This is a genomic window from Roseateles sp. GW821-FHT09B06 (assembly GCF_059418245.1).
On the sequence record NZ_JBWKPM010000038.1, the window covers coordinates 1 to 25057 of the forward strand.

Genomic DNA, 25057 nt, shown 5'->3' on the forward strand with positions numbered 1-25057 from the left:
CTGGGCTCGGGCAGCCGCGGCGCCGAGGCCGGCTGGGCCGGCGCGACCACCGAGGTCAGCGGCGGCGGCCGGGTCGCAACGACCGGCGTCACGGGCCGCGACGCGGGCGGCGCGCGCTGCTGCAGCTCGCGCACGAAGGCCACCTGCAGGCGTTCCGACATGCGCCGGCTTGCGTCCCAGTCGCGACGCAGCTGCCAGACGCCATGCCCCGCCAGGCCGTGCAGCAGCAGCACCAGGCCCAGCACCAGCAGCAGGGCCAGGCGGCGGCGCTGCGGCTTCAGCCAGCCAGCCATGCGCGGCGCAGGCCCAGCGCGCGCGCCGGAGCCTTGTCGGCCGGACCCAGGCGCACCGGCACGCCCATCTGCGGCTCCAGCCCCAGGCACAGCTCGGCGCTGAGCACGCGCTGGTCGCGCACCACCAGCAGGCTCAGCTGCAACGGGCGCTCGGGTTGCAGGGTCAGCAGGGCATCGTCCAGCTTGTTCAGACGCCAGCCGTTGCAGGCCAGGATCTCATCGCCGGCCGCCAGGCCGCCGGCCTGCGCCGGCGAGCCCAGCAGCACCTGCTTGAGCTTCAGGCCGCCGCCCTCCAGGCGCAGACCCAGGCGGCGCGCCAGGCAGGACTTGTCGCTGCCCCAATGCAGGCCGAAGCGCTCCAGCAGCGCCGGCAGCGGCAGGTCGTCGGTGCCATGCACCCATTCGCGCAGTTCCTCGGCACGCGCCGCGCCGCCCAGTTCCGCCACCACCGTGAGGACGTCGGTCTCGCCGATCGGGCCGCCACCGCTGCGACACCAGAGCGCACGCAGCACCTCGTCCAGGCTGCTGGCGCCACCCGCCTCGCTGCGCAGCGCCAGGTCCAGCGCCAGGCCCAGCAGCGCGCCCTTGGCGTAGTAGCTGACCGTGATGTTGGGGGTGTTCTCATCCTGCCTGTAGTACTTGGTCCAGGCCTCGAAGCTGGCCTCGGCCAGGCTGTGCAGCTTGCGCCCCGGCGTGTCCAGCACCGCGGTGATCGTGCCGCCCAGCAGCTTCAGGTAGCGCGCCTCGTCGATCAGGCCGCTGCGCACCAGGAACAGGTCATCGTAGTAGGAGGTGAAGCCCTCGAAGAACCACAGCAACTCGGTGTGGTTCTCCTGCTCGTAGTCGAACTCGGCAAAGGCGTCGGGCCGCAGGCGCTTGACGTTCCAGGCGTGGAAGTACTCGTGACTGATCAGGCCCAGCAGGCGCACATAGCCCTCGCCCACCTCGCGCTGGCCCAGCACCGGCAGGTCGCGCCGCGCCGCGATCAGCGCGGTGCTGGCCCGGTGCTCCAGCCCGCCATAGCCCTCGTCGACGGCATTGAGCAGGAAGACATAGCGCTCGAAGGGCGGCCGACCGGACGCTCCGACGCCGCCGCGCTTGCCGCGCTCGCCATGCCAGAAGGCGATCTGGGCCTCGCAGATGCGCTGCGCGTCGGCCAGCAGCCGGGTGCTGTCGAACACCGGCAGCGCGCCGCTGACCACCAGCTCGTGCGCCACGCCGCCGGCCTGGAACTCGCCGCGCCAGAACCGGCCCAGTTCGAAGGGATGGTCCAGCAGCTCGTCGTAGTCCGCCGCCTCGTAGCGCAGCGCCGCGACCTCGTGCATCGCGGTGGCCACCTGCCAGCCGGCCGGCAGGCCGGCCAGCTCGATCGCATGAGTCTCGGCCTCGCGGCCATGCACGCGCAGGCACAGGCTGGTGCCATTGAAAAAGCCGCGTCGCGCATCCAGGAAGGCGGCACGCACCGAGGTGTCGAAGGCATAGACCTGGTAGCTGAGGACCAGGGCCGCGCGACCGCTGCAGCGCGCCTCCCAGGCGTTCTTACGGGTCTGGCGCAGCGCCACCGGCTTGCTGCCCTGGCGCGCCGTGATGCCGCTCAGATGGCGCGAGAACTCGCGCACCATATAGCTGCCCGGGATCCAGACCGGCAGGCTCAGGCCCTGGCTCGCGGCCGGCGCGGGGATGGTCAGCGTGACCCGGAACAGGTGCGCATGGGCATCGGCGATCTCGATGCGGTAGGACAGCATCGCCATCGATCAACTGCCCGCCGCGCCGAGGAAGCAGCACAGCGCGGCCAGTGCGCTGAGCCTGAAGCGCAGGGTCAGCCAGGCGCCGGCGCCCAGGGCCGGGTAGCTGCGCCGATCGACCAGGTAGCAGATCACCAGCACCAGGCCATGCAGCGCCAGGCCGGCATTGGCCGGCATCACCACCGCCACCCAGGCCAGCAGCGAGGCCGTCACGCCCCAGACGAAGGGCTGCGGCGAGGGAATGCTCTGGCGCATGCCCAGGCCCCAGTGGATGCCGCCCAGCAGGCTGATCACGACCGCGGCGTAGCTGGTCAGCGCCAGCGCCACGAAGGCGTGGGCATCGGCGTTGTAGCCGGCCAGCAGCCAGATCAGCAGGGCACCGAGCACGAAGGGGAGCAGCCCGGCATAGGCCAGGCGCAGGGCCAGCGGGTTCAGCGGCAGGGGGCGGACGGATGCGGCGGTGGACGGCATGGGCATGCGCGGACGGTCAGGACTTCTGCGCCGCCAGGCGGCGCTCCAGCTGTTCGGCACTGATCGCGCCCGGGGCGCGGCTGCCGTCCTCGAAGATCACGGCGGGCGTGCCGTTGACCATGTGCTTGCGCGCCAGCGCCAGGTTGCGCTCGATCGCCGCGTCGTCGCAGCCGGCGCCCGGCTTGGGCGGCTGCTTGCCCTCCAGCATCCAGGACTGCCAGCTGGCCTGCGCGTCCTTGGCGCACCAGATGGCGCGCGACTTGTCGGGCGAATCGCCGCCCAGGATCGGGATCAGGAAGGTGTAGACGGTGAGGTCCTTCATCTCCTGCAGGCTGCGCTCGAAGCGCTTGCAATAGCCGCAGTTGGGGTCGGCGAACACGGCGATCTTGCGCGTGCCCTTGCCCACCTTCCAGACCACCGCGTCCTTCAGCGGCAGGCTGGCAAAGTCGATCTGGTTGAGCTTGGCGATGCGCTCCTCGGTCAGATTGCGGCGCGCTTTCGTGTCGATCAGCTCGCCCTCGATCAGATAGCTGCCGGTGGCGTCGGTATAGCGGATCTCGTTGCCCAGACGCAGCTCCCACAGCCCCGGCATGGCGGCGGGCCGCACCTCGTCGAGCTTGGGCCATTGCGGCAGGCGCTCGGCGATGTTCTTGCGGATCACGGCCTCGTTGGCCAGCACCAGCGGTGCGGCCAGCAGCAGGGCCAGGCTCAAGCTCGTTTGTTTCAGCATCTCGGTCTCGACAGATGGTGTTTCTTCTACGGGTGGGGACGCGGCGCCTCAGGCGCCCAGCGCGCGGCCGGTGAGCCAGCGCTTCAGGGGCGGCAGCCGGTTGATCAGGCCCATGCCCTCGTTGCGCAGGCCGCGCAGCAGGGGCGTGTCGTTGGCAAAGACGCGCAGCAGGCCGTCGGTCAACTCGCCCATGGCCCAGTTGGGCAGGCTGCGCGCGCGCGCATAGCGGCGCAGCAGGCGCTCGTCCCCCAGCGGCCGCCAGGCCTCGCGTTCGCGGATCACGCCGGCCAGCGCCGCCACATCGGCCAGCCCCAGGTTCAGCCCCTGGCCGGCCAGCGGATGCACCAGATGGGCCGCGTCGCCCAGCAGCACCCAGCCGGGGCCGCTGACGCGATCGGCCCGCGCATGGGCCAGCGGCCAGGCGGCGCGGCCGCCGGCCAGGCGCAGCGGACCGACCGCGCCGCCGGTCGCCTCCAGCAGCGCGGATTCGAATTCGGCCGCGCCCGCGGCCAGCAGTTCGTCGGCGCGGGCCTGCGGCAGCGACCAGACCAGGCCGTAGGAGCGCTGCGGCTCGGGCCGCTCGAAGGGCAGCAGGGCCAGCACATCGGGAGCGCGGAACCATTGCCGCGCCACGCCCTGGTGCGGCTCCTGCGCCACCAGGCGCGCCGCGATCGCGCTCTGGCCATAGGCATGGCGCTCGAAGCGCACGCCCAGGGCCGCCCGGCCGGCCGAATCGCGACCCTCGCACAGCGCGCTCAGCCGCGCCGGCACCGGTGCCGCCACCCGCTTGATATGCGGCGCGAAGCCGATCGCCGCGCCCAGCTGCTGTTCCAGCGCGGCCGCGTCGACGATATGGGCCAGTTCGCCCACGCCCTGCTGCCAGGCGGAGAACTCCAGCTGGCCGGCGGCGCCGGCGACATGATCGCCCTGCACCTGCATCTCGTAGACGGGGCTGGCGGCATCGGCGGGCAGCGCGTCCCAGACCCGCAGCTCGCGCAGCAGCGCCACCGAGGCGGCGTTCAGCGCATAGGTGCGCAGGTCCTCGCGGGCTGGCGTCGGCCCGCCCTGTCCCAGCAGCGCCACGCGCAGCCCCTGGGCCGACAGGGCCAGGGCCAGGGCGCGGCCGACGCAGCCTTCGCCGCGCACCAGGACATCGAACTCTTCTCGCTCATGCATGAGGCCGCATTGTAGGCAGGGCCTGCCCGCCGGGCCGGGCCGGCTAAAATCGCCTCTTTGCCATCCGGCCCCCAGCGAAAGTCCTCCATGAGCCTCAAATGCGGCATCGTGGGCCTGCCCAACGTCGGCAAGTCCACCCTCTTCAACGCCCTGACCAAGGCCGGCATCGCCGCCGAGAACTATCCCTTCTGCACCATCGAGCCGAACGTCGGCGTGGTGGAGCTGCCCGACCCGCGCCTTGGCGCCCTGTCGGAGATCGTCAAGCCCGAGCGCATCGTGCCGGCCATCGTCGAGTTCGTGGACATCGCCGGCCTGGTGGCGGGCGCCTCCAAGGGCGAAGGCCTCGGCAACCAGTTCCTCTCGCATATCCGCGAGACCGACGCGATCGTCAACGTGGTGCGCTGCTTCGAAGACCCGAACGTGATCCACGTCAACGGCAAGGTCGATCCGATCTCCGACATCGAGGTGATCCAGACCGAGCTGTGCCTGGCCGACCTGGGCACGGTGGAGAAGAGCCTGCACCGCTACAACAAGGCGGCCCGTTCCGGCAACGACAAGGAGGCCGCGGCCCTGGTCAAGGTGCTGGAGAAATGCCAGGCCGCGCTGGACGAGGCCAAGCCGGTGCGCGGCATCGCCTTCAGCAAGGAAGAGCTGGTGATCCTGAAGCCGCTGTGCCTGATCACCGCCAAGCCGGCCATGTTCGTCGGCAACGTGGCCGAGGACGGTTTCGAGAACAACCCCTTCCTGGACCGCCTGAGGGACTACGCCGCCGGCCAGAACGCGCCGGTGGTGGCGATCTGTGCCAAGACCGAGGCCGAGCTCTCCGAGATGGAGGACGAGGACCGCGCGCTGTTCCTGGCCGAGATGGGCCAGGACGAACCCGGCCTGAACCGGCTGATCCGCGCCGGCTTCAAGCTCTTGGGCCTGCAGACCTATTTCACCGCGGGCGTCAAGGAAGTGCGCGCCTGGACCATCCATATCGGCGACACCGCCCCGCAGGCGGCCGGCGTGATCCACACCGACTTCGAGCGCGGCTTCATCCGCGCCCAGACCATCGCCTTCGACGACTTCATCCAGTTCAAGGGCGAGTCCGGCGCCAAGGACGCGGGCAAGATGCGCGCCGAGGGCAAGGAATATGTCGTCAAGGACGGCGACGTGCTGAATTTCCTGTTCAACGTCTAGGCCCCGCCGCGGCACGCCGCTGGGCGGCGTGCCAGATATCACCGCCGCCGGCCCCTCGTGGACCCGCGGCCCAGCCGGGCCCCGCGAAACCGCGTTGCGGGCCTGGGGGCTGGGCTAGGATGGGCGCACGCTCACTCCGAACGTCGCCGAGGCCCCTCGTTCATGCCGCCGACTGCCCAGTCCGTCAAATGGCCCCTACATGCCTTGGGACTGGCAATCGCCTATGCGGTCATCGGCATGCTGGCGGTGCAGCTGACGCTGCCGCCCAACTACGCCTCGCCGCTCTACCCCTCGGCCGGCATCGCGCTGGCCGGCCTGCTGGTGCTGGGCTGGCGCGCCGCGCCGGGCGTCTGGCTGGGGTCCTTCATCGTCAACCTGCTGCTGGCCCAGCAGATGGGCCGGCCGGCGCTGCTGCTGCCGGCCCTGTCCGGCGTCGGCGCCATGCTGCAGGCGCTGCTGGGGGCGGGCCTGGTGCGGCGCTTCGTCGAGCAGCCGCTGCTGCTGTCGGAGCCGCGCGACCTGGCGCGCTTCTATCTGCTGGGCGCGGGTCTGGCCTGTCTGGTCAGCCCCAGCCTGGGCACCGCGGCCCTGCTGGCCACCGGCACCATCCCACCCGGGGAATGGGCCGGCAACTGGGCCGCCTGGTGGGTAGGCGACACGGTGGGCGTGCTGATCGGCGCGCCGATCGCGCTGACCCTGATCGCCAAGCCGCGGGAGGCCTGGGCACCGCGCCGCCTGAGCGTGGCGCTGCCGCTGCTGATCACCACCGGGCTGATGGCCACGGTCGCCTTGAAGCTGGCTGACTGGGATACGCAACGCGAGCGCAACAACTTCGAGCGCGAGGCCGGCGCCGCCGCCACGGCGGTGGAGAATGCGCTGCGCGAGCCGCTGCACGCGCTGGAGGCCGCCCATGGCCTGCTGCTGGTGGCCCCCGAGCCCGACCGCGAGGCCTTCCGGCGCGGCACCGCCGCCCACCTGCTGCCCGGCGGCCCGCTGCTGGCGCTGGGCTGGGCTCGCCAGGTGGAGCGCAGCGCGCTGCCGGGCTTCGAACAGGCGGCGCGCGCCCAGGGCTTCGACGGCTATGTGGTGCACGACCGCGATCGCAGCGGCGACCGCCCCACCCCGCCCGACGAGGCGGCGCTGGCGATCCGCCTGATCGAGCCGCTGCCGCGCAATGCCGGCGCCCTCGGCGTCAACATCCTGTCCGTCCCGCCCGCCCGGGCGGCGCTGGAGCGCGCCCGGCGTACCGCCCTGCCCTCGGCCACCGAGGGCTTCCAGCTCTCCCAGGACAGCCAGGCCGCCACCGGCGTGGTGGTCTATCAGGCCCTCTACCAGGGCATGCCCAGCGTCGCGGCCGAGCGCGACCGGGCGCTGCGTGGCGTGGTGTTCGCCACCTTGCGCCCCGACCAGTTGATCCAGACGGTCTCCGTCCGCATGCCGGAGCACCTGCAGGTCTGCCTGATCGACACCGACCCGCAGACGCCCCGGCCGCGCCTGGCCGGCCCGCCGGACTGCGAGCTCCTGCCGGCCGGCCTGCCGCAGACCCTGCGCACGCTTAGCTTCGCCGGACGGGCCTGGGACATCCGCGTCTACGCCCCGCAGGACCTGTTCAACAGCAGCGGCCGCGGCAGCTGGGCGTTTGCGCTGGTGGGCCTGCTGTGCTGTGCGCTGCTGGGCGCCCTGCTGCTGACCGTGACCGGCCGGGCGCGCCGCATCGAGGTCCTGGTGGGCGAGCGCACCGCGGCGCTGGAACACGAGGTGCAGGAGCGCGAGCGTGCCTCGGCCGCCCTGCTGGCCAGCGAGCAGCGCTTTCGCAACATCTTCCAGAACGCGCCGATCGGCCTGTGCTTCACCGACCTGGACGGCATGCCGCAGGAGGTGAATCCGCAGTTCTGCCGCATGCTGGGCTACACCGAGCAGGAACTGCTGCGGATGCGCAGCCTTTCCTTCACCCACAAGGATGACCGCGCCGAGGACGTGCGGCAGTCGCGCCTGCTGGTGGCCGGCAAGATCGACATGTACCGGCGCCAGAAGCGCTATCTGGCGCGCGACGGCCGCGTCATCCATGGTCGGGCGCTGGTCAGCCTGCTGCGCGATGCGCGCGGCGAGCCGCAGCGCCTGGTGGGCGTGGTGGAGGACATCACCGATCAGCTGAAGATGCAGGAGCTGGAGCAGGCCCGCGAGGCCGCCGAGGCCGCCAGCCACGCCAAGAACGACTTCCTCTCGCGCATGAGCCACGAGCTGCGCACCCCGCTGAACGCGATGCTGGGCTTCACCCAGCTGCTGGAGATGGACCGCGAGCAACCGCTCAGCGAGCGCCAGCGCGGCTGGGCCGCCCAGGTGCAGCAGGCCGGCTGGCATCTGCTGGAGATGATCAACGACACCCTGGACCTGTCGCGCATCGAGTCGGGTTCGCTCAAGCTGGACCTGCAGCGCCAGGACCTGGACGAGCTGCTGGACGACACGCTCGCGCTGATCGAGAAGCCGGCCCGGCAACGCGGCATCGCGATAGGCCGGGCGCTGGCCCCCGAGGCCCGGCATGCCGTCGGCGACGCCACCCGGATACGCCAGGTGCTGACCAACCTGCTCAGCAATGCGGTCAAGTACAACGTCGAGGGCGGCCGGATCGAGCTGAGCTCGCGCCTGCTGCCCAGCGGCATGCTGGAGCTCAGCGTCGCCGACACCGGCCTGGGCCTCAGCCCCACCCAGTTGGCCGAGCTGTTCCAGCCCTTCAACCGCCTGGGCCGCGAACGCAGCGGCACCGAGGGCACGGGCATCGGCCTGGTGATCTGCGAGCGCCTGCTGGAGCTGATGGGCGGCGGCATCAAGGTCAGCAGCGCCGAGGGCCAGGGTTCGACCTTCTCGCTGCAGCTGCCGGCCGCTCCGGCACCGCTGGACGACGCCGATTCGATGCCCGCCGCGCTCGACGAACCCGCGCCGACCACCCGCCGCCGCATCGTCTACATCGAGGACAACGCCGTCAATGTGGAGGTGATGCGCGGCATCCTGGCCCAGCGCAGCCGGCTCAGCCTGGAGATCTACGGCGACGGCGCGAGCGGCCTGGCGGCCGTGCTGGCCGATCCACCGGATCTGCTGCTGCTGGACATGCAGCTGCCCGAGCTGGATGGCCTGGGCGTGCTGCAGCGCCTGCGCGCGGCGCCGCAATGCGCCCAGTTGCCGGTGGTGGCGATCTCGGCCAACGCCCTGCCCGACCAGATCGCGCGCGCCCAGGCCGCGGGCGTGCGGCAATACCTCACGAAGCCGGTCGATGTGCGCGAACTGCTGGCCCTGCTGGACCGCTTGCTGGGCGATCGCTGAAGCGCGCCGGCGTGCGCGCCATGCAAAATAGGCGCATGAGCTCCACCGAACTGGCCCCCACCGCCCCCACATCCGCCCTGGTGCCCGTCGCAGCCGGCCCGGCGCAGGCCGCCCAGCAATGCCTGACCTTCCGCATCGGCGCCGAGGAATACGGCATCGACATCCTGAAGGTGCAGGAAATCCGCTCCTACGAGGCGCCGACCCGCATCGCCAACGCGCCGGCCTTCGTCAAGGGCGTGGTCAATCTGCGCGGCGTCATCGTGCCCATCGTCGACCTGCGTCTGCGCCTGGGCCAGCCGGCCGACTACAACGCCTTCACCGTGACCATCGTGCTGAACGTGCTGGGCCGGGTGGTCGGCATCGTCGTGGACTCGGTTTCCGATGTGCTGGAACTGGCCGCCGACGCCATCAAGCCGCCGCCCGAGATCGGCGCCGCGCTGGACAGCCGCTTCATCACCGGCCTGGGCAAGCTCGGCGAGCGCATGCTGATCCTGCTGGACATCGAGCGCATGGTCGCGAGCCCCGACTTCGGTCTGGTGGACTAGTTGGCGGCCGGGAACGCAGCAGCGGACACGCTCCGCAGCACGAAAGTTAGTAGTTGCTATCGCGCTGATTGTTTACGAATCTTAACTACAGCATTAGCCCCAGCGATTTAGCACTCTTTCCCCCGGAGTGCTAATATTGCCGCCACTGGAGCCCAAGGCTCCTGGCTGGAGGATATTGAATGACTGTACCGACCGCATTGGCTGTTCGCGATCCCTGGGCCCTGGTGCCCTCGCTGGGGAACCTGGACGCCTATATCTCGGCCGTCAACCGCCTGCCGCTGCTGACCCCCGAGGAAGAGCTGTCGTTTGCCCGCCGCCTGCGCGAAAGCGGCGATCTGGAGGCCGCCGGCCGCCTGGTGCTGTCGCACCTGCGCCTGGTCGTCTCGATCTCGCGCCAGTACCTGGGCTATGGCCTGCCGCAGGGCGACCTGATCCAGGAAGGCAATGTGGGCCTGATGAAGGCCGTCAAGCGCTTCGACCCCGATCAGGGCGTGCGCCTGGTCAGCTATGCGATGCACTGGATCAAGGCCGAGATCCATGAATACATCCTGAAGAACTGGCGCATGGTCAAGGTCGCGACGACCAAGGCCCAGCGCAAGCTGTTCTTCAACCTGCGCTCGATGAAGCACAGCCTGAAGGAAGAGGCGGCCGAGGGCCAGACGCACCGCAACACCTTGACCGAGAGCGAGCTGGAGCATGTGGCCCGCACCCTGAACGTCAAGCGCGAGGAGGTGCTGGAGATGGAGACGCGCCTGTCCGGCGGCGACGTGGCCCTGGAGCCGCAGACCGACGACGACGGCGAGAACAGCTTCGCCCCGATCGCCTACCTGGCCGACGAGAGCCAGGAACCGACCCGCGTGCTGGAGAGCCGCTCGCGCGACGAACTGGCCGGCAACGGCATCACCCGTGCGCTGGAGGCGCTGGACGAGCGCAGCCGCCGCATCGTCGAGGAGCGCTGGCTGAGGGTGAACGACGACAGCTCGGGCGGCATGACCCTGCACGAGCTGGCCGCCGAGTACGGCGTCTCGGCCGAGCGCATCCGCCAGATCGAGGTGGCGGCGATGAAGAAGATGAAGAAGGCGCTGGCCCCGGCCGCCTGAGCCCTGGCCTGAACAGCGGCTCCGCCCCAGCAGAAAACCCCGGCCCGCCGGGGTTTTCCGTTTTTCAGGCGGCCAGCGCGCGCATCTCGGCGTAGAGGTCGGCCTTGCCCTCGAAGCCGATGCCGGGCAGCTCGGGCAGGGTCACATGGCCGTTGTCGACCCTGACGCCGTCCGGGAAGCCGCCATAGGGCTGGAACAGGTCGGGATAGGACTCGTTGCCGCCCAGGCCCAGGCCGGCGGCAATGGCCAGCGACATCTGGTGGCCGCCATGCGGCACGCAGCGGCTGGGCGACCAGCCATGCTCCTTCAGCATCTCCAGGGTGCGCAGGTACTCGACCAGGCCATAGCTGAGCGCGCAGTCGAACTGCAGATAGTCGCGGTCGGGCCGCATGCCGCCGTAGCGGATCAGGTTGCGCGCATCCTGCATCGAGAACAGGTTCTCGCCGGTGGCCATGGGCTTGTCGTAATGCGGTGCCAGCGCGGCCTGCAGCGCGTAGTCCAGCGGGTCGCCGGCCTCCTCGTACCAGAACAGGTCGTACCGCGACAGCGCCTTGGCGTACTCGACGGCGGTCTTCAGGTCGAAGCGGCCGTTGGCATCCACCGCCAGCCGCTGGCCCGGGCCCAGCAGCTTCAGCACCGCCTCGATGCGCTTGCAGTCCTCGGCCAGCGAGGCGCCGCCGATCTTCTTCTTGACGACCGAATAGCCGCGGTCCAGATAGCTGCGCATCTCGCGCTCCAGCCCCTCCAGGCCCTGGCCCGGCCAGTAGTAGCCGCCGGCGGCGTAGACGAAGACCTTGCGGTTCGGCTGGCCCGTGCCGTGGCGCTCCGCCAGCAGCTGGTAGAGCGGCTTGCCCTCGATCTTGGCCACCGCATCCCAGATCGCCATGTCCAAGGTGCCCACGGCCACCGAGCGCTCCCCGTGGCCGCCGGGCTTCTCGTTGACCATCATCGCGGCCCAGAGCTTGTGCGGGTCGAGGTTGTCGCGCTCGGCGTCCCGTACGCTGGCCGGATCCGCCTCCAGCAGGCGCGGGCGGAAGCGCTCGCGGATCAGCGCGCCCTGGCCGTAGCGGCCGTTGGAGTTGAAGCCGTAGCCGACCACGCGCTTGCCGTCGCGCACGACATCGGTGACCACGGCCACCAGGCTCAGGGTCATCTTCGAGAAATCGATATAGGCGTTGCGGATATTGGACGAGATCGGTTTGGTGACTTCGTGGACTTCGAGGATCTTCATGGGACTTCTCTTGAGGGTGAAGGCTAACGGGACAGGGAGGCGCCGCCGCAGATCTGCAGGTCCTGGCCGGTGATGGCCGCGGCCGCGGGCGACAGCAGGAAGCCGACCAGGGCAGCGATCTCCTCGGGCCGGATCAGCCGGCCGAGCGGCGGCAGGGCCGGGGGTTCGCTTTGGCGCGCCGGATCGGCCAGCATCGCGGTCTGGGTGGCGGCCGGCGACACCACATTGACCGTGACGCCCCGGGCCACGACCTCGGCCGCCCAGCTGCGCGCCAGCGCGATCAGCGCGGCCTTAGTGGCGGCATACTGGCTGCGCCCGGCCTTGCCCTGCGCGACGCGACTGCCCAGCAGCACGACCCGGCCCTGGCCGGCCGCCGCCATCGCCGGCAGCAGTGCATTCGCCAGCTGCTCGGCCGCCCCCACATGCAGGCGCCACATCAGTTCACCGTCCTCGGCCCGCAGGCCGCCCAGCGGGGCGACGCGCAGCACGCCGGCCGCATGCACCAGGGCCTGCACCGGGCCCAGGCGCGCCGCGGCGGCGGCCAGCGCGGCACCGTCGCACAGGTCCAGCGCGACCGGTTCGAACTGCTCGTGCGCGATGGCCGGCGCCGCCAGGTCCAGGCCCGTGACCCGCCAGCCCCCGGCCAGCAGGAACTCGGCGATCGCGCGGCCGATGCCCGAGCTGCTGCCGGTGACGACGGCATGCGCAGACCGCTCATTCGGCACGGATCTTCCCCTCGGCGATGATCCTGGCCGACAGCGCCATATCGTCCTTCTGGAAGCGCACGAAATCCTCGATCGAGCCGGGCGTCAGCAGCAGGCCCTGGGCCGTCAGCTTGTCGCGCATCTCGCCGTCCAGCGCCTTGTTGACCTCGGCGTTCAGGCGGCGCGCGATCTCGGGCGGCAGCTTGGCCGGGCCCCACAGGCCGTACCAGCTGTAGAACTCGTAGCCCGGCACGGTCTCGCCGACCGCCGGCACATCGGGCAGATTGGGCACGCGGGCCTTCGAGGTGACGGCGATCACCTTCAGCTGGCCGGCCTTGGCGAAGCCGGCCGAACCGAGGATGGGGTCGATGAAGGCGTCGATCTGCCCGCCCACCAGATCCTGGTAGGCCGGCGACGACCCCTTGTAGGGCACGATCACGTACTCGATGCCGCCGGCCCGCTTCAGCAGCTCGGTGGACAGGTGGCCGGCCGAGGCGGTGGAGCCGATCGCGAAGGTCAGCTTGCCAGGATGGGTCTTGGCATGGGCCAGCAGGCCCTTGACGTCGCCGAAGGGCAGGTTCTTGTTGACCGCCACCGCCAGCGGCGCCTTCGCCACCAGGGCCACCGGCGTGAAGTCCCTGACCACGTCGTAGGGCACCGACTTCAGGGTCATCGGCGTGGTCGTGAAGGTCGAGGCGTTGAACAGCAGGGTGTAGCCGTCGGCCGCCGCCTTGGTCACCGCGGTCGCGCCGATCGTGCCGGCGCCGCCGGCGCGGTTCTCGACGACGAAGGGCTGGCCCATCTGCTCGCCGAGCTTCTGGGCCAGCATGCGCCCGACCAGGTCCAGCGTGCCGCCGGGCGGGAAGGGAATGATCAGGGTCACCGGCCTGGCCGGATAGGCCTGGGCCAGGCCCGCCTGGCTCAGCGCCGCCAGGGTCAGGCCCAGCGCGGCACGCAGCAAAGATCGTTTGCCTTGCATGGTCTTGTCTCCGTTGTTGTGGGGTCTCGAAACCCGCGGGCTCAGCGCTGCGGCAGGCCGGCGTTGGCCAGCGCGGCGCGCAGCGCGGCGATCTCGGCCTCGCTGGGTGCCTCGGTCGGCGGGCGCACGGTCGGCGCGGCCAGCACGCCGGCCAGGTACATGCCCATCTTCATGCGCGCGTGGGCCTCGCCGGTGGGCTCGCCGCCGCCGTAGACCGCGTCCTTCAGCGGCGTGATCAGGTCCTGCACCGCCATCGCGCGCTTCAGGTCGCCGGCCTTCACGGCCTCCCACAGATCGTTGATCAGGCCGGGGATGAAGGTGGCGAAGCCGACCAGGGCGCCGTCGACGCCCTGCACCATCGAGGCCAGCAGGTATTCGTCGTGGCAGGTCAGGATGGCCTTGGAGGCATCGGCATCGCGGATCGCCTTGATGTCGGCCGCGTACTTGTTCATGTCGCGCTGGCCCACCTTGAAGGCCTGCACATAGGGCAGCTTGGCCAGCATCGCCAGCGTGGCCGAGGAGTAGGAGGCGCGCGTCCAGGCCGGGTAGACATGGGCCACCAGGTCGAGGCCGACCTCGGCGATGGCGGCGAAGTACTCGCTGACATGGTCGGGCCGGAAGCCGAAGCGCAGCCAATGGTGGGGCGGCATCACGTCCAGGCCCTGGGCGCCGGCCTCGCGCGCCATCGCCGCGTGCTCGCGCGCATCGCGGATGCCCTCGCAGACGATCGAGGAGATCACCGGCAGCCGCCCCTTCAGCTCGTCGGCGACGATGCGGGTCACCTCGCAGCGCTCCCGCGGGGTCAGCGAGAACACCTCGCCGGTGTGGCCGTTGGTCATCACCGCCACGACGCCGCTCTGCTGGGCCAGCCAGGCCGCATGGCGGCGCAGTTCGCGCTCGTCGATCTTGTGATCGGGGGTGAAGGGACAGGCGATCGCGGGGATGATGCCGCGGTAGTTCTGGATCGTGGGCATGGGGGTCTCGTCTCCTTGGTGAACAATCGGGCCGCTGTGGCGCGCCTCGGTGACTTCATCTTCGGAGAACTCGCCGCCTTCGGCCAATGCTGCTTCGGTCTTCTTTCATGCCCTCAAAGCACCGCCCCGATGAACCTGATCTGGCTCGACGATTTCCTGGCCCTGGCGGCCAGCGGCAACTTCTCGCGCGCCGCCGAGGAGCGCCACATGACCCAGCCGGCCTTCAGCCGGCGCGTGCGGGCGCTGGAGGAATGGCTGGGCGTGGCGCTGTTCGACCGCAGCAGCCATCCGGTCACCTTGACCGAGGCCGGCGAATGGTTCCGCTCGGTGGCCCAGGAGCTGCTGGCGCGGGTGGCGCGCATCCCGGACGAGGCGCGCGCGGTCGCCGATGCCAGCTCGGCGACGCTGCGCATCGCCGCCACCCATGCGCTGTCCTTCACCTTCCTGCCGGCCTGGCTGCGCGGCCTGGAGTCGCGCCTGGCGGTGGGGCCGATCCAGCTGGTGTCGGACGTGATGCAGCAATGCGAGGCCCTGCTGAGCCAGGGCCGCGTGCAGTTCCTGCTGTGCCATGCGCACGAGCAGGTGCCGGCGCGGCTGGACCCGAACGCCTACCGCTCCATGGTGGTGGGCCGTGACGAGCTGATCCCGGTTTCGGCGCCCGACGCCGCGGGCCGGCCGCGCCATGCGCTGGACGGCGCGGCCAAGGTGCCGCTGCTGGCCTACAGCGCCGAGTCGGGCATCGGCCGGCTGCTGCGGGCGCTGCGCGGGCCGATGCTGGAGAGCGTCAATGCCCAGCCGCAGCTGACCGCCCATCTGGCCACGGTGCTGAAGACCATGGTGCTGGACGGCCGCGGCCTGGCCTGGCTGCCGCGCAGCCTGATCGCCGAGGAGCTGGCCTCGGGCAGGCTGCTGCTGGCCGGCGCTGCGCCCTGGGCGCTGCCGGTGGAGATCCGCCTGTACCGCCAGCAGCAAGCGCTGGCGCCGGCGGCGGAGAATTTCTGGCGCGCGGTCGGCAGCGCGCCGCATTGAGGGCGGCGGCCGGCCGCGCCGACCGGGCCGCCCTGGCCGCTCAGGCCTTCTCGGCCAGCAGCAGCTTGATGTCGTCGGCCAGGGCCTGGGCGCCGGAGCCGTAGCGCGAGAACACGCGCACCCGGCCCTGGGTGTCGAAGATGAAGCTGGCGGCCGTGTGGTCCATCGTGTACGAGCCCTCGGTCTTGCCGGGCACCTTGGCGTAGTAGACCTTGAACTCCTTGGCCGCGGCCTTGGTCTGCTCCTCGCTGCCGCGCAGCGCGACGAAGCTCGGGTCGAAGCTCTGCAGATAGGCCTTCAGCAGCGGCGCCGTGTCGCGCTCGGGATCGACGGTGACGAAGATGCCCTGCACCTTGTCGCCGTCGGGGCCCAGCGCCTTCTTCACCTGGGCCAGCTCGGCCATCGTCGTGGGGCAGACATCGGGGCATTGCGTATAGCCGAAGAACACGATCAGCACCTTGCCCTTGAAGTCGCCCAGCGTGCGGTCGCGGCCGTCCTGGTCGGGCAGCTTGAGGTCGCGTGCGTACTCGGCGCCGGTCAGGTCGATGCCCTTGAAGGCGGGCTTGGCGGCACCGCCCAGACGGTCGCAGCCCGCCAGCAGCAGGGACGAGGAGACGGCGACGAGGCTCAGCAGCAGGTGGCGTTTGTTGATCATCATGACAGCAGGGGCATCAGGTAATGGTCCAGCAGCAGGGCCGCGAACAGCAGCGACAGATGCCAGATCGAGAAACGGAAGGTGGCACGCGCCAGCGTATCCGAATAGTGGCGCCAGAGCTTCCAGGCGTACCAGCAGAAGGCCAGGCCCAGGCCCAGCGCCGCGGCCAGGTAGAGCCAGCCGCTCATGCCGGTCAGGAAGGGCAAGAGGGTCGCGGCCAGCAGGATCCAGGTGTAGAGCATCACCTGCAGCCGCGTGTAGTCCGAGCCATGGGTGACCGGCAGCATCGGCAGGCCGGCCTTGGCATAGTCCTCGGTGCGGTACAGGGCCAGGGCCCAGAAATGCGGCGGGGTCCAGAGGAAGATGATCAGGCACAGCATCAGCGCCTCGGGACCGACCTCGCCGCGCAGCGCGGCCCAGCCCAGCACCGGCGGCATCGCGCCGGAGGCGCCGCCGATCACGATGTTCTGCGGCGTCAGCGGCTTCAGGATCACCGTGTAGATCACCGCATAGCCGACGAAGGTGGCGAAGGTCAGCCACATGGTCAGCGGGTTGACCCAGAACCACAGGATGGCCGAACCGAGCGCGCACAGCGCGGCCGAGAACGTCAGCGTCTGCGCCCGGCTCAGCTCGCCCTTGGCGGTGGCGCGCCAGGCGGTGCGCTTCATCTTCGCGTCGATGCGCTCCTCGATCAGGCAGTTGAAGGCGGCGGCCGCGCCGGCCACCAGCCAGATGCCCGCGGTGGCCGCGAGGATCACGCCCCATTCGGCGGCGGCGGGCGCGCCCGGAATGGCCAGGGCCATGCCGATCACGGCGCAGAACACGATCAGCTGCACGACCTTGGGCTTGGTCAGCTGGTAGAACTGCTGCCAGCGCGAGGGCGACAGCGGGAGGGTGGAAGCTTGGGTCATAGGATTCTTCGGACGCTCTCCGCCTGGCGCAGGCGCGCCAGCATGAAACTCAGCAAGGTCAGCAGCGCCGCGGCGCCGCCGGTATGGGCCAGGGCCGCGACGATGGGCCAGTCCAGCACCACGTTGGACAGGCCGCTGGCCAGCTGCCAGGCGGCCACCAGCAGCAGGCGCCAGGCCCAGCGTCGGGCCTCGCCACCCTGATCGTCGCTGCGGCCCCACAGCGCCCAGGCGATGGCCAGGATGGCGGCGAACACGAGCAGCGCGCCGATGCGGTGCGTCATGTGGATGGCCGTCAGCGCCGCAAAGGGCAGCCAGCCGCCATCGGCGCCGACGCCCAGCTCGCGCCACAAGGTGAAGCCATGCTCGAAATCCATCTCGGGCCACCATTGGCCGGCATGGCATTGCGGGAAGGCGTCGCAGGCCAGCACCGCGTAATTGGTGCTGACCCAGCCGCCCAGCGCGATCTGCAGCAGGGACAGCGCAAACAGCCCCCAGACGGCGCGGCTCAGCCCCGCGCCCAGGTGCAGCGGCCTGGGGGCATAGCCCTGGGCCTGCCAGGCCAGCAGCACCAAGAGGCCCAGGCCGCCCAGCAGGTGCAGCGTGACGATGGCCGGGAACAGCTTCATCGTCACCGTCAGCGCGCCGAAGGCCCCCTGCATGCAGACCCAGGCGAGCGTCACCGTGGCCCACCAGGGCGAGACCTGTTCATGACGCCGGCGCCAGCTCATCACGCACAGGCAGAGGATCAGGAAACCGACGCCGCTGGCCAGGTAGCGGTGCACCATCTCGACCCAGGCCTTGCCATGGGTCACCGGGCCGCTGGGCAGCGCGGTCTGGGCGGCGTGGATCTCGGCCTGTGCCCCCAGCGGGCTGGCGTTGCCATAGCAGCCCGGCCAGTCGGGGCAGCCGAGGCCCGAGTCGCTCAGGCGCGTGAAGGCACCGAAGATCACCAGGTCGAAGGTCAGGAACAGGGTCAAGAGGGTCAGCGCGCGCAGCTTCTCGCCGCGCGTGGCGGCGCGCGAGCGCAGGCGCAGCCACAAGAGCGGCCCGCCGCCCAGCAGGGCGCCGAAGGCCAGCAGCTGGGCCAGCGGGGCGAGATTGACGAGATCGGCACTCACGGTCATTTCCGGTCGAGCGCAATTGCGCGGCAGCCCGAATGTATGGCCGAGCGGGCAGCGCCGGTCCGGCTCCGCCGGGCGGTCGGTGCCGCCCCCTTCGAGGGGGCGCGCGAAGCGCGCAGGGGGTGGGCTCTCATCTCAACGGCCCGGCTTGTCCCAGCCGGCATTGGCCTTCAGCAGGCGGTTCAGGTCGTTCTTCAGCTTGGCCGGATCGGGCTCGGCGGGCGCGCGCAGCATCCAGCGGCCCATCGGATCGATCAGGAAGAAATGGTCCTGCAGCCCGCCGCCGGCGGCCGGCTTCAGCCAGGCCGCCAGCTGGGCGCGCGGCGCGCGCAGCACGGTGACCGGCACGCCCTGGGCCAGGGCCTGGCGCAGTTCGGGGCGCGGCGGCGCAGCGTCGTCCGGGATCAGCAGCAGCTTGTCGACCTTGTCGCGCTCCTTGCCCAGCATCTCGCGCAGCTGGCGCTGGATGTAGAGGCGCTTCTCGCAATCGGCGGCGCAGGCGCTGCCGTCCTGCACCAGGGTCAGCAGCCATTGGCCCTTCAGCGACTCGGCCGGCACGGCCTTGCCGTCCAGATCGCTCAGGGTCAGGGCCGGCAGCTCGACGGTGGGCAGGATCAGCTCGCCATAGGCGCGCCCCTGCGGCTTGATCACGTAGAAGGTGAAGTAGGAGGCGATCACCGGCGCCGCGCAGGCCAGCACCACCAGCAGCATCGACAGGCGGCCGCGGCGCGTGCGCTGCTGCGAGGCCATGGCCTGCGGATCGGGCAGGCTGTGCACCGTCAGGGACAGGCCTTCGTCAGCGAGTGCGTGGGCGGAGGCGGGGACGGACGAGTTGGAACCAGACATAAAGACCCAGGATCAGCGCGGCGAGCGCAAACCATTGAAAGGCGTAGCCATAGTGTTTCTGCAGGCCGGTGTCGGGCACCGGCCAGTCGCGCAGCAGGCCGCCCTCGGACGAGGGATCCTGCTGCAGCACGGTCAGCGGCAGCAGGGCTTGGCGGATCTCCTGCGCATAGGCGGCGGAGGCCAGATTTTGCCGGATCCGCCCCTGCCCCGCTTCGCCCAACTGGTAAAGCCTGGACGGCGCGGCGATCAGACGACCCTGCAACTCGATCGGGCCCGCGGGCGTTAGCAGCGGCGGCAGGTGCTCGCGCTCGCGCGCGTCGCGCGGCAGCCAGCCGCGCTGCACCAGGATGGCCTCGGCCCGGCCCTCCAGCAGCAGGGGCGTCACGACATAGAAGCCGACCCTGCCGGCCATCGGCCGGTTGTCCAGGAACACGGTCTTGTCGGCCAGCCAGCGCCCGCGCAGGCGCACGCTGCGGTGCAACTGGCTGGCGCCGTCGTCCGGGCCCGCGCGCAGCTCGGCCGCCAGCAGCGGCGGCAGCTTGCCCTGCGCCGCAATCGCCTCCTGCAGCGCGATCTTCTGCGCCGCGCGGTCGAGCTGCCACAGGCCCAGGCGCGCGGTCAGCGCCACGCCCAGCAGCGCGGCCAGCAGCACGACCCAGCGCCGCCCGCCGCTCATCGCCGCGCCGCTCCGGTGGAATAATCGCTCGCCATGAAATTCGTCTTCCTGATCGCCTTCGTCGGCATCCTCGGCGCCCTGGGCGCTGCGGGCCTGCTCATGCTGCGCCGGAGCAAGGGCAAAACCAGCATGGCGCGCGCGCTGGCGCTGCGGGTGGCCGTCTCGGTAGCGCTGTTCCTGTTCATCCTGCTGAGCTATTACATGGGCTGGATCCAGCCGACCGGCGTGCCCCTGGGCCGCTGAAACAACAAACGCCGCGCAATGCGGCGTTCGTATTTTTCACCCAGCGGAGCCCGTGGATCCGGCTCCGCCGGTCCACCGGGCTCGTCCCCTTGAGGGGGCCGGCGAAGCCGGTAGGGGGTGGCCCCTCCCTACATCCAGTAGACCACGACGTACAGGCCCAGCCAGACCACGTCGACGAAGTGCCAGTACCAGGCGGCGCCTTCGAAACCGAAGTGGCGCTCCGCCTTGAAATGGCCCTTGTGCAGGCGCAAGGTGATGAACAGCAGCATCAGCATGCCGACGAACACATGGAAGCCGTGGAAGCCGGTCAGCATGAAGAAGGTCGAGCCGAACACGCCGGAGCTGAGCTTGAGGTTCAGGTCCTTGTAGGCGTGGCTGTATTCGTAGCCCTGCACGAACAGGAAGACGATGCCCAGGATCACCGTCATCCACATGAAGGCGATGGTCTTGCCGCGCTTGTCGTCCAGCAGCGCATGGTGGGCGATCGTCAGGGTCACGCCCGAGGTCAGCAGCAGGGCCGTGTTGATGGTCGGCAGCGGCCAGGGGCCCATGGTGCTGAACGGCTCCACCGTACCGGCTGGCGACGCGGTCATGCCGGCCGCGACGCTGGGCCACAGGGCCTTGAAGTCGGGCCACAGCAGCGCGTTGTCCAGGCTGCCCAGGCTCGGCACCGAGTGCACGCGGGCCCAGTACAGCGCGCCGAAGAAGGCGGCGAAGAACATCACCTCCGAGAAGATGAACCAGCCCATGCTCCAGCGGAAGGAGAGGTCGATGCGGTCGCTGTAGAGACCGCCCTCGCTCTCGCGGATGGCGTCACCGAACCACTGCTTGAGCACGAAGGCCCACCACAGCAGGCCGAAGGCCAGCGAATAGGCCCCCCAGTCATGGCCGTTGATCCACTGGCCGGCGCCCAGGATGACGAAGAACAGGCCGATCGCGGCCATCACCGGATGCCGCGAGGGCCCGGGCACGAAGTAGTAGGGAGTGGTCCCGTGTGGAGTCGCTGCCGACATCTGTTTCTCCTCGAACTAAATCTTCAGTCCTGCTGGTCTTATCAGGCGCTGGCCACGCCGCTGCCAATCACCCATTGGACCAGCAGCACCAGCACCAGCACGAATATCGCGGCCCCGATGACGCCGGCGATGATCACATGCACCGGGTTCAGCTTGGCCACATCCTTGTCATAGTCGGCGCCACGGCGCACGCCGAAGAAGGCCCAGGCGATCGCCTTGACCGTCTGCACGAAGGACGCCGGCCGAGCCGCCGCGTCCTTCAAATCCTGTCCCGGCTTCTGGTCCTGCTCGCTCATAGCTTGGGTTCCGCCTTCGGCACGGCGGCCTGTTTCTGACCCTTGCCCGCCACCTCGAAGAAGGTGTAGGACAGGGTGATGGTCTTGACATCCTTGGGCAGCTTGGGGTCGATCACGAAGACCACCGGCCATTGCTTGGCCTCGCCCGGCTGCAGGGTGTACTCGTTGAAGCAGAAGCATTCCAGCTTGTTGAAGTGGGCCGTGGCCTGCTTCGGGGCATAGCTGGGGATGGCCTGCGCCGACATCACCTTGGGCTGCACATTGCGGAACTCGTACATCACGGTGGCGAGTTCGCCCGGATGCACCTCCAGATGGTTGACCGCCGGCTTGAATTCCCACGGGCCGCGCGCATTGGCGTCGAACTCGATGGTGATCTTGCGGCTGTAGTCGACCTGGGTGTTCTTCAGATCGCTGGCCCTGACCGCGTGCTGACGCTCGGAGAGCGACAGCACGTTGATGCCCAGCGCCGTGCAGATGGCGTTGTAGAGCGGCACCAGCGCATAGCCGAAGCCGAACATCAGCGCCACGACCACGCCGAGCTTGCCCACCATGAGCCGGTTCTCCCGGCGCAGGGCGTTGGACAGGTTCCAGCGGGGCTTGTCGCTCATGGTGGTTCAGGCGCCCAGCAACATGATCTTGGTCACGAAACCGATGGCGAACATCGCCGCCACCGAGGCCAGGATCAGGGCCAGACGCCTATTGCTCTTGCGTTGCTGCGGGCTCATGCGCGGGTCCTCAGCCGATCACCTTGGTGGCGGTGACGTCCAGCTTCGGCGGGTTCTCGAAGGTGTGGAACGGCGCCGGCGACGGCACTTCCCATTCCAGGCCCTCGGCGGCTTCCCAGGGCTTCTGGGGAGCCTTCTCGCCCTTGCCGCGCATCATCGGCACGACCACGAACAGGAAGAAATACACCTGCATCAGGCCGAAGCCGAGCGCGCCGAGCGAGGCGATCGCATTGAAGTCGGCGAACTGGGTCGGGTAGTCGGCATAGCGGCGCGGCATGCCGGCCAGGCCCAGGAAGTGCATCGGGAAGAAGGTGACGTTGAAGAAGATCAGCGAGCCCCAGAAATGGATCTTGCCGCGCGTCTCAGAGAACATCACGCCGGTCCACTTCGGACCCCAGTAGTAGACGCCGGCGAACAGCGCATACAGCGAGCCGGCCACCAGCACATAGTGGAAATGGGCGACGACGTAGTAGGTGTCCTGCAGCTGGATGTCGATCGGCGCCATCGCCAGGATCAGGCCGGTGAAGCCGCCCATCGTGAACACGAAGATGAAGCCCACGGCCCACAGCATCGGCACCTCGAAGGTCATCGAACCGCGCCACATCGTGGCCAGCCAGTTGAAGATCTTCACGCCGGTGGGCACCGCGATCAGCATGGTCGCGTACATGAAGAACAGCTGACCCGTCACCGGCATGCCGGTGGCGAACATGTGATGCGCCCAGACGATGAACGAGAGGATCGCGATCGAGGCGGTCGCGTAGACCATCGAGGCGTAGCCGAACAGGCGCTTGCGGGCGAAGGCCGGCACGATCTGGCTGACGATGCCGAAGGCCGGCAAGATCATGATGTAGACCTCGGGGTGGCCGAAGAACCAGAAGATGTGCTGGTACATCACCGGGTCGCCGCCGCCGGCCGGGCTGAAGAAGCTGGTGCCGAAATGACGGTCGGTCAGGGTCATCGTGATGGCGCCGGCCAGCACGGGCATCACCGCGATCAGCAGGTAGGCGGTGATCAGCCAGGTCCAGGCGAACATCGGCATCTTCATCAGGGTCATGCCCGGGGCGCGCATGTTCAGGATGGTGACGATGATGTTGATCGAGCCCATGATCGACGAGGCGCCGAGGATGTGCATCGCGAAGATGCCGGCATCCATCGACGGGCCCATCTGCAGGGTCAGCGGCGCGTACAGCGTCCAGCCCGCGGCGGGCGCGCCGCCGGGCATGAAGAAGCTGGCCACCAGCATGATCGCGGCCGGGATCATCAGCCAGAAGCTGAAGTTGTTCATGCGCGCGAAGGCCATGTCCGACGCGCCGATCTGCAGCGGGATCATCCAGTTCGCGAAGCCCACGAAGGCCGGCATGATGGCGCCGAACACCATGATCAGGCCGTGCATCGTGGTGAACTGGTTGAACAGCTCGGGATTCACGAACTGCAGGCCGGGCTGGAACAGCTCGGCGCGGATCAGCAGCGCGAGGATGCCGCCGATCATCAGCATCGTGAACGAGAACAGCAGGTACAGGGTCCCGATGTCCTTGTGGTTGGTGGCGAACACCCAGCGACGCCAGCCCGTCGGGGCATGGTGGTCGTGGTGGTCGTCGTGGCCATGAACGTCATGTCCGTGGTGGTCAAGCACTGCACTCATCTTGCTTCTTCCTTTTCAGACGTCCTGACGACTCACTTGCGGGCGGCGACGATTTCGGCCGGCTGCACCAGCTGGCCGGTCTTGTTGGACCAGCTGTTCTTGGTGTAGGTGACCACGGCGGCGATCTCGGTGTCGGAGAGCTGCTTCCAGGCCGGCATCGCGCCGTTGGCCGCGCCGTTCAGCACGATGTGGAGCTGCTTGCCCTTGTCGTCGGACAGCACGACCGGCGAGCCGTCCAGCGCCTTGATCGGGCCGGCCCCCTTGCCGTCGGCCTTGTGGCAGGCCGCGCAGTTGGCGGTGTAGACCTTCTCGCCGCGGGCCACCAGGGCCGCCAGCTCCCAGACCTTGCTCGGATCGTCGGCCTTGGCGGCCATTTCCTTCTTCTTGCCCTCGACCCAGGCGGTATAGGCCTCGGCCGAGACCACCTTCACGTGGATCGGCATGTAGGCATGCTCCTTGCCGCACAGCTCGGCGCATTGGCCGTAGAAGTCGCCTTCCTTCTCGGCGCGGAACCAGGTGTCGCGCACGAAGCCGGGGATCGCGTCCTGCTTGACGCCGAAGGCCGGCACCATCCAGGCGTGGATCACGTCGTTGGCGGTCGTGATGATGCGCACCTTCTTGTTGACCGGCACCACCAGCGGGTTGTCCACCTTCAGCAGGTAGTTGTCGCCCTCGGGCTTGCCGGCGTCGGACATCTCGCGCTGCGCGGTGTCCAGGGTGGCCAGGAAGCCGATGCCCTCGCCCTCGCCCTTCAGGTAGTCGTAGCCCCATTTCCACTGGTAGCCGGTGGCCTTGATGGTCACGTCGGCATTGGTGGTGTCCTTCATCGCCACCACCACCTTGGTGGCCGGCAGGGCCATCAGGATCACGATGACGAAGGGGACGATGGTCCAGAGGATCTCCACCGTCACGCTCTCGTGGAAGGTGGCCGGCACCGCGCCCTTGGACTTGCGGTGCTTGAAGATCGAATAGAACATCACGCCGAACACGGCGATGAAGATCAGCAGGCAGACGCCCAGCATCATGTTGTGCAGCCACATCTGCTCGGCAGCGATCTTGGTGACCGGCGGATGCAGATTGAGCTGGTTGACCGCCGGTCCGCCCGGCAGATCATTCACCGCCAGGGCGGCCTGGCTGGCCAGCGCGGCTCCAACGGCCCACGCCAGCTGGCTCGTACGGCGCCCCAGCTGATGCACTCTTGCGTTCATCATCGTCATGGTCGTCACTTCTGTTTCAAATTCAACCCATGGGCTTTGCGGCAGAGGGCCGGGCCCGCTGCCGCAATGTCCTTGTCCCTCGTCCTTGATCGGTTCCAGCGCGGCAAAGAGGCGCCCCGCCATCCATCCAGCGCCTCCGACTGCAAGGCGCCTGATCTGAGTCAAGCCCGGCTTGCGCCGAGCCGATAAGGTTCCGATCGACCGCGGATTTTAGCCCAGGCCCATTTTTGGCTTG

General features: G+C 69.4%; 25 protein-coding genes and 1 pseudogene. 6 read left to right on the top strand and 20 right to left on the bottom strand.

Features of this window, described 5'->3' with window-relative positions:
• From AC07OQ_RS22295 to AC07OQ_RS22315, 5 genes and pseudogenes are all read right to left on the bottom strand, one after another.
• A pseudogene (locus AC07OQ_RS22295) lies at nucleotides 1-293 on the bottom strand (hypothetical protein); the annotation flags it as partial.
• The gene (locus AC07OQ_RS22300) at nucleotides 278-2044 is read right to left on the bottom strand and encodes a M61 family metallopeptidase (protein WP_495055333.1); all 1767 of its coding nucleotides are present in this window, start codon (nucleotides 2042-2044) and stop codon (nucleotides 278-280) included. The pseudogene AC07OQ_RS22295 and the gene AC07OQ_RS22300, both read right to left, overlap by 16 nt.
• A 3-nt stretch (nucleotides 2045-2047) precedes the next feature.
• Entirely contained in the window at nucleotides 2048-2515 is a 468-nt protein-coding gene (locus tag AC07OQ_RS22305; protein ID WP_495055334.1) for a DUF3429 domain-containing protein, read from the bottom strand.
• Between the two features lie 10 nt (nucleotides 2516-2525).
• On the bottom strand, nucleotides 2526-3239 hold the full coding sequence (locus AC07OQ_RS22310) for a DsbC family protein (RefSeq protein WP_495055335.1): 714 nt from the start codon (nucleotides 3237-3239) through the stop codon (nucleotides 2526-2528).
• Between the two features lie 48 nt (nucleotides 3240-3287).
• Nucleotides 3288-4415, bottom strand: a complete 1128-nt coding sequence (locus AC07OQ_RS22315) for an FAD-dependent monooxygenase (protein WP_495055336.1) — start codon at nucleotides 4413-4415, stop codon at nucleotides 3288-3290.
• 87 nt (nucleotides 4416-4502) lie between these two features.
• Here AC07OQ_RS22315 and ychF point away from each other — a divergent pair, with 87 nt between their 5' ends.
• The 4 genes from ychF to rpoH all read left to right on the top strand — a co-directional run bounded on the left by ychF (nucleotide 4503) and on the right by rpoH (nucleotide 10560).
• Entirely contained in the window at nucleotides 4503-5597 is a 1095-nt protein-coding gene (gene ychF / locus AC07OQ_RS22320; RefSeq protein WP_495055337.1) for a redox-regulated ATPase YchF, read from the top strand.
• Between the two features lie 204 nt (nucleotides 5598-5801).
• On the top strand, nucleotides 5802-8915 hold the full coding sequence (locus AC07OQ_RS22325) for a CHASE domain-containing protein (protein WP_495055338.1): 3114 nt from the start codon (nucleotides 5802-5804) through the stop codon (nucleotides 8913-8915).
• Between the two features lie 35 nt (nucleotides 8916-8950).
• On the top strand, nucleotides 8951-9460 hold the full coding sequence (locus AC07OQ_RS22330) for a chemotaxis protein CheW (protein WP_495055339.1): 510 nt from the start codon (nucleotides 8951-8953) through the stop codon (nucleotides 9458-9460).
• Nucleotides 9461-9639: 179 nt separating this feature from the next.
• Nucleotides 9640-10560 carry an RNA polymerase sigma factor RpoH gene (rpoH, locus tag AC07OQ_RS22335; RefSeq protein WP_495055340.1) on the top strand — a complete coding sequence of 307 codons (921 nt, stop codon included), beginning with the start codon at nucleotides 9640-9642 and terminating at the stop codon, nucleotides 10558-10560.
• 64 nt (nucleotides 10561-10624) lie between these two features.
• Here rpoH and AC07OQ_RS22340 read toward each other — a convergent pair whose 3' ends face one another.
• The 4 genes from AC07OQ_RS22340 to AC07OQ_RS22355 are packed head-to-tail and all read right to left on the bottom strand — an operon-like array spanning nucleotide 10625 to nucleotide 14448.
• Nucleotides 10625-11791, bottom strand: coding sequence for a mandelate racemase/muconate lactonizing enzyme family protein (locus tag AC07OQ_RS22340; protein WP_495055341.1), 1167 nt, complete (start codon nucleotides 11789-11791; stop codon nucleotides 10625-10627).
• 23 nt (nucleotides 11792-11814) lie between these two features.
• Nucleotides 11815-12516: an SDR family NAD(P)-dependent oxidoreductase gene (locus AC07OQ_RS22345; protein WP_495055342.1), complete on the bottom strand. Its 702-nt coding sequence runs from the start codon at nucleotides 12514-12516 to the stop codon at nucleotides 11815-11817.
• A complete protein-coding gene (locus AC07OQ_RS22350; protein WP_495055343.1) occupies nucleotides 12506-13474 on the bottom strand; it encodes a Bug family tripartite tricarboxylate transporter substrate binding protein in 969 nt (322 codons plus the stop codon). The genes AC07OQ_RS22345 and AC07OQ_RS22350 overlap by 11 nt, the downstream gene beginning before the upstream one ends.
• A gap of 41 nt (nucleotides 13475-13515) precedes the next feature.
• Nucleotides 13516-14448 carry a dihydrodipicolinate synthase family protein gene (locus AC07OQ_RS22355; protein WP_495055344.1) on the bottom strand — a complete coding sequence of 311 codons (933 nt, stop codon included), beginning with the start codon at nucleotides 14446-14448 and terminating at the stop codon, nucleotides 13516-13518.
• 129 nt (nucleotides 14449-14577) lie between these two features.
• On the opposite strand from AC07OQ_RS22355, the gene AC07OQ_RS22360 reads away from it, so the two are divergent.
• Entirely contained in the window at nucleotides 14578-15477 is a 900-nt protein-coding gene (locus AC07OQ_RS22360; protein ID WP_495055345.1) for a LysR substrate-binding domain-containing protein, read from the top strand.
• Nucleotides 15478-15517: 40 nt separating this feature from the next.
• Here the strand turns inward: AC07OQ_RS22360 and AC07OQ_RS22365 are convergent, their stop codons facing one another.
• The 5 genes from AC07OQ_RS22365 to AC07OQ_RS22385 form a co-directional block, all read right to left on the bottom strand.
• Nucleotides 15518-16135, bottom strand: coding sequence for an SCO family protein (locus AC07OQ_RS22365; RefSeq protein ID WP_495055346.1), 618 nt, complete (start codon nucleotides 16133-16135; stop codon nucleotides 15518-15520).
• A complete protein-coding gene (cyoE, locus tag AC07OQ_RS22370) occupies nucleotides 16132-17043 on the bottom strand; it encodes a heme o synthase (RefSeq protein ID WP_495055347.1) in 912 nt (303 codons plus the stop codon). Before cyoE ends, AC07OQ_RS22365 begins: the two co-directional genes overlap by 4 nt.
• Nucleotides 17040-18167, bottom strand: a complete 1128-nt coding sequence (locus AC07OQ_RS22375; RefSeq protein WP_495055348.1) for a COX15/CtaA family protein — start codon at nucleotides 18165-18167, stop codon at nucleotides 17040-17042. The genes cyoE and AC07OQ_RS22375 overlap by 4 nt, the downstream gene beginning before the upstream one ends.
• 132 nt (nucleotides 18168-18299) lie before the next feature.
• Entirely contained in the window at nucleotides 18300-19010 is a 711-nt protein-coding gene (locus tag AC07OQ_RS22380; RefSeq protein WP_495055349.1) for an SCO family protein, read from the bottom strand.
• Nucleotides 18961-19686 carry an SURF1 family protein gene (locus AC07OQ_RS22385; RefSeq protein WP_495055350.1) on the bottom strand — a complete coding sequence of 242 codons (726 nt, stop codon included), beginning with the start codon at nucleotides 19684-19686 and terminating at the stop codon, nucleotides 18961-18963. Before AC07OQ_RS22385 ends, AC07OQ_RS22380 begins: the two co-directional genes overlap by 50 nt.
• A 33-nt stretch (nucleotides 19687-19719) precedes the next feature.
• Between AC07OQ_RS22385 and AC07OQ_RS22390 the strand changes: the two genes are divergently transcribed.
• The gene (locus tag AC07OQ_RS22390; RefSeq protein ID WP_495055351.1) at nucleotides 19720-19929 is read left to right on the top strand and encodes a DUF2909 domain-containing protein; all 210 of its coding nucleotides are present in this window, start codon (nucleotides 19720-19722) and stop codon (nucleotides 19927-19929) included.
• Nucleotides 19930-20057: 128 nt separating this feature from the next.
• On the opposite strand, the gene AC07OQ_RS22395 is transcribed toward AC07OQ_RS22390, so the two are convergent.
• The 6 genes from AC07OQ_RS22395 to coxB are packed head-to-tail and all read right to left on the bottom strand — an operon-like array spanning nucleotide 20058 to nucleotide 24813.
• The gene (locus AC07OQ_RS22395) at nucleotides 20058-20942 is read right to left on the bottom strand and encodes a cytochrome c oxidase subunit 3 (protein ID WP_495055352.1); all 885 of its coding nucleotides are present in this window, start codon (nucleotides 20940-20942) and stop codon (nucleotides 20058-20060) included.
• A 41-nt stretch (nucleotides 20943-20983) separates the two neighbouring features.
• Nucleotides 20984-21238, bottom strand: a complete 255-nt coding sequence (locus AC07OQ_RS22400; protein ID WP_495055353.1) for a DUF2970 domain-containing protein — start codon at nucleotides 21236-21238, stop codon at nucleotides 20984-20986.
• Entirely contained in the window at nucleotides 21235-21846 is a 612-nt protein-coding gene (locus AC07OQ_RS22405; RefSeq protein ID WP_495055354.1) for a cytochrome c oxidase assembly protein, read from the bottom strand. Before AC07OQ_RS22405 ends, AC07OQ_RS22400 begins: the two co-directional genes overlap by 4 nt.
• Before the next feature lie 6 nt (nucleotides 21847-21852).
• Nucleotides 21853-21963, bottom strand: a complete 111-nt coding sequence (locus AC07OQ_RS22410) for a cytochrome oxidase small assembly protein (protein WP_495055355.1) — start codon at nucleotides 21961-21963, stop codon at nucleotides 21853-21855.
• 10 nt (nucleotides 21964-21973) lie between these two features.
• Nucleotides 21974-23605 carry a cytochrome c oxidase subunit I gene (ctaD, locus tag AC07OQ_RS22415; RefSeq protein WP_495055356.1) on the bottom strand — a complete coding sequence of 544 codons (1632 nt, stop codon included), beginning with the start codon at nucleotides 23603-23605 and terminating at the stop codon, nucleotides 21974-21976.
• Between the two features lie 32 nt (nucleotides 23606-23637).
• A complete protein-coding gene (gene coxB / locus AC07OQ_RS22420) occupies nucleotides 23638-24813 on the bottom strand; it encodes a cytochrome c oxidase subunit II (protein WP_495055380.1) in 1176 nt (391 codons plus the stop codon).
• Nucleotides 24814-25057: the final 244 nt, after the last annotated feature.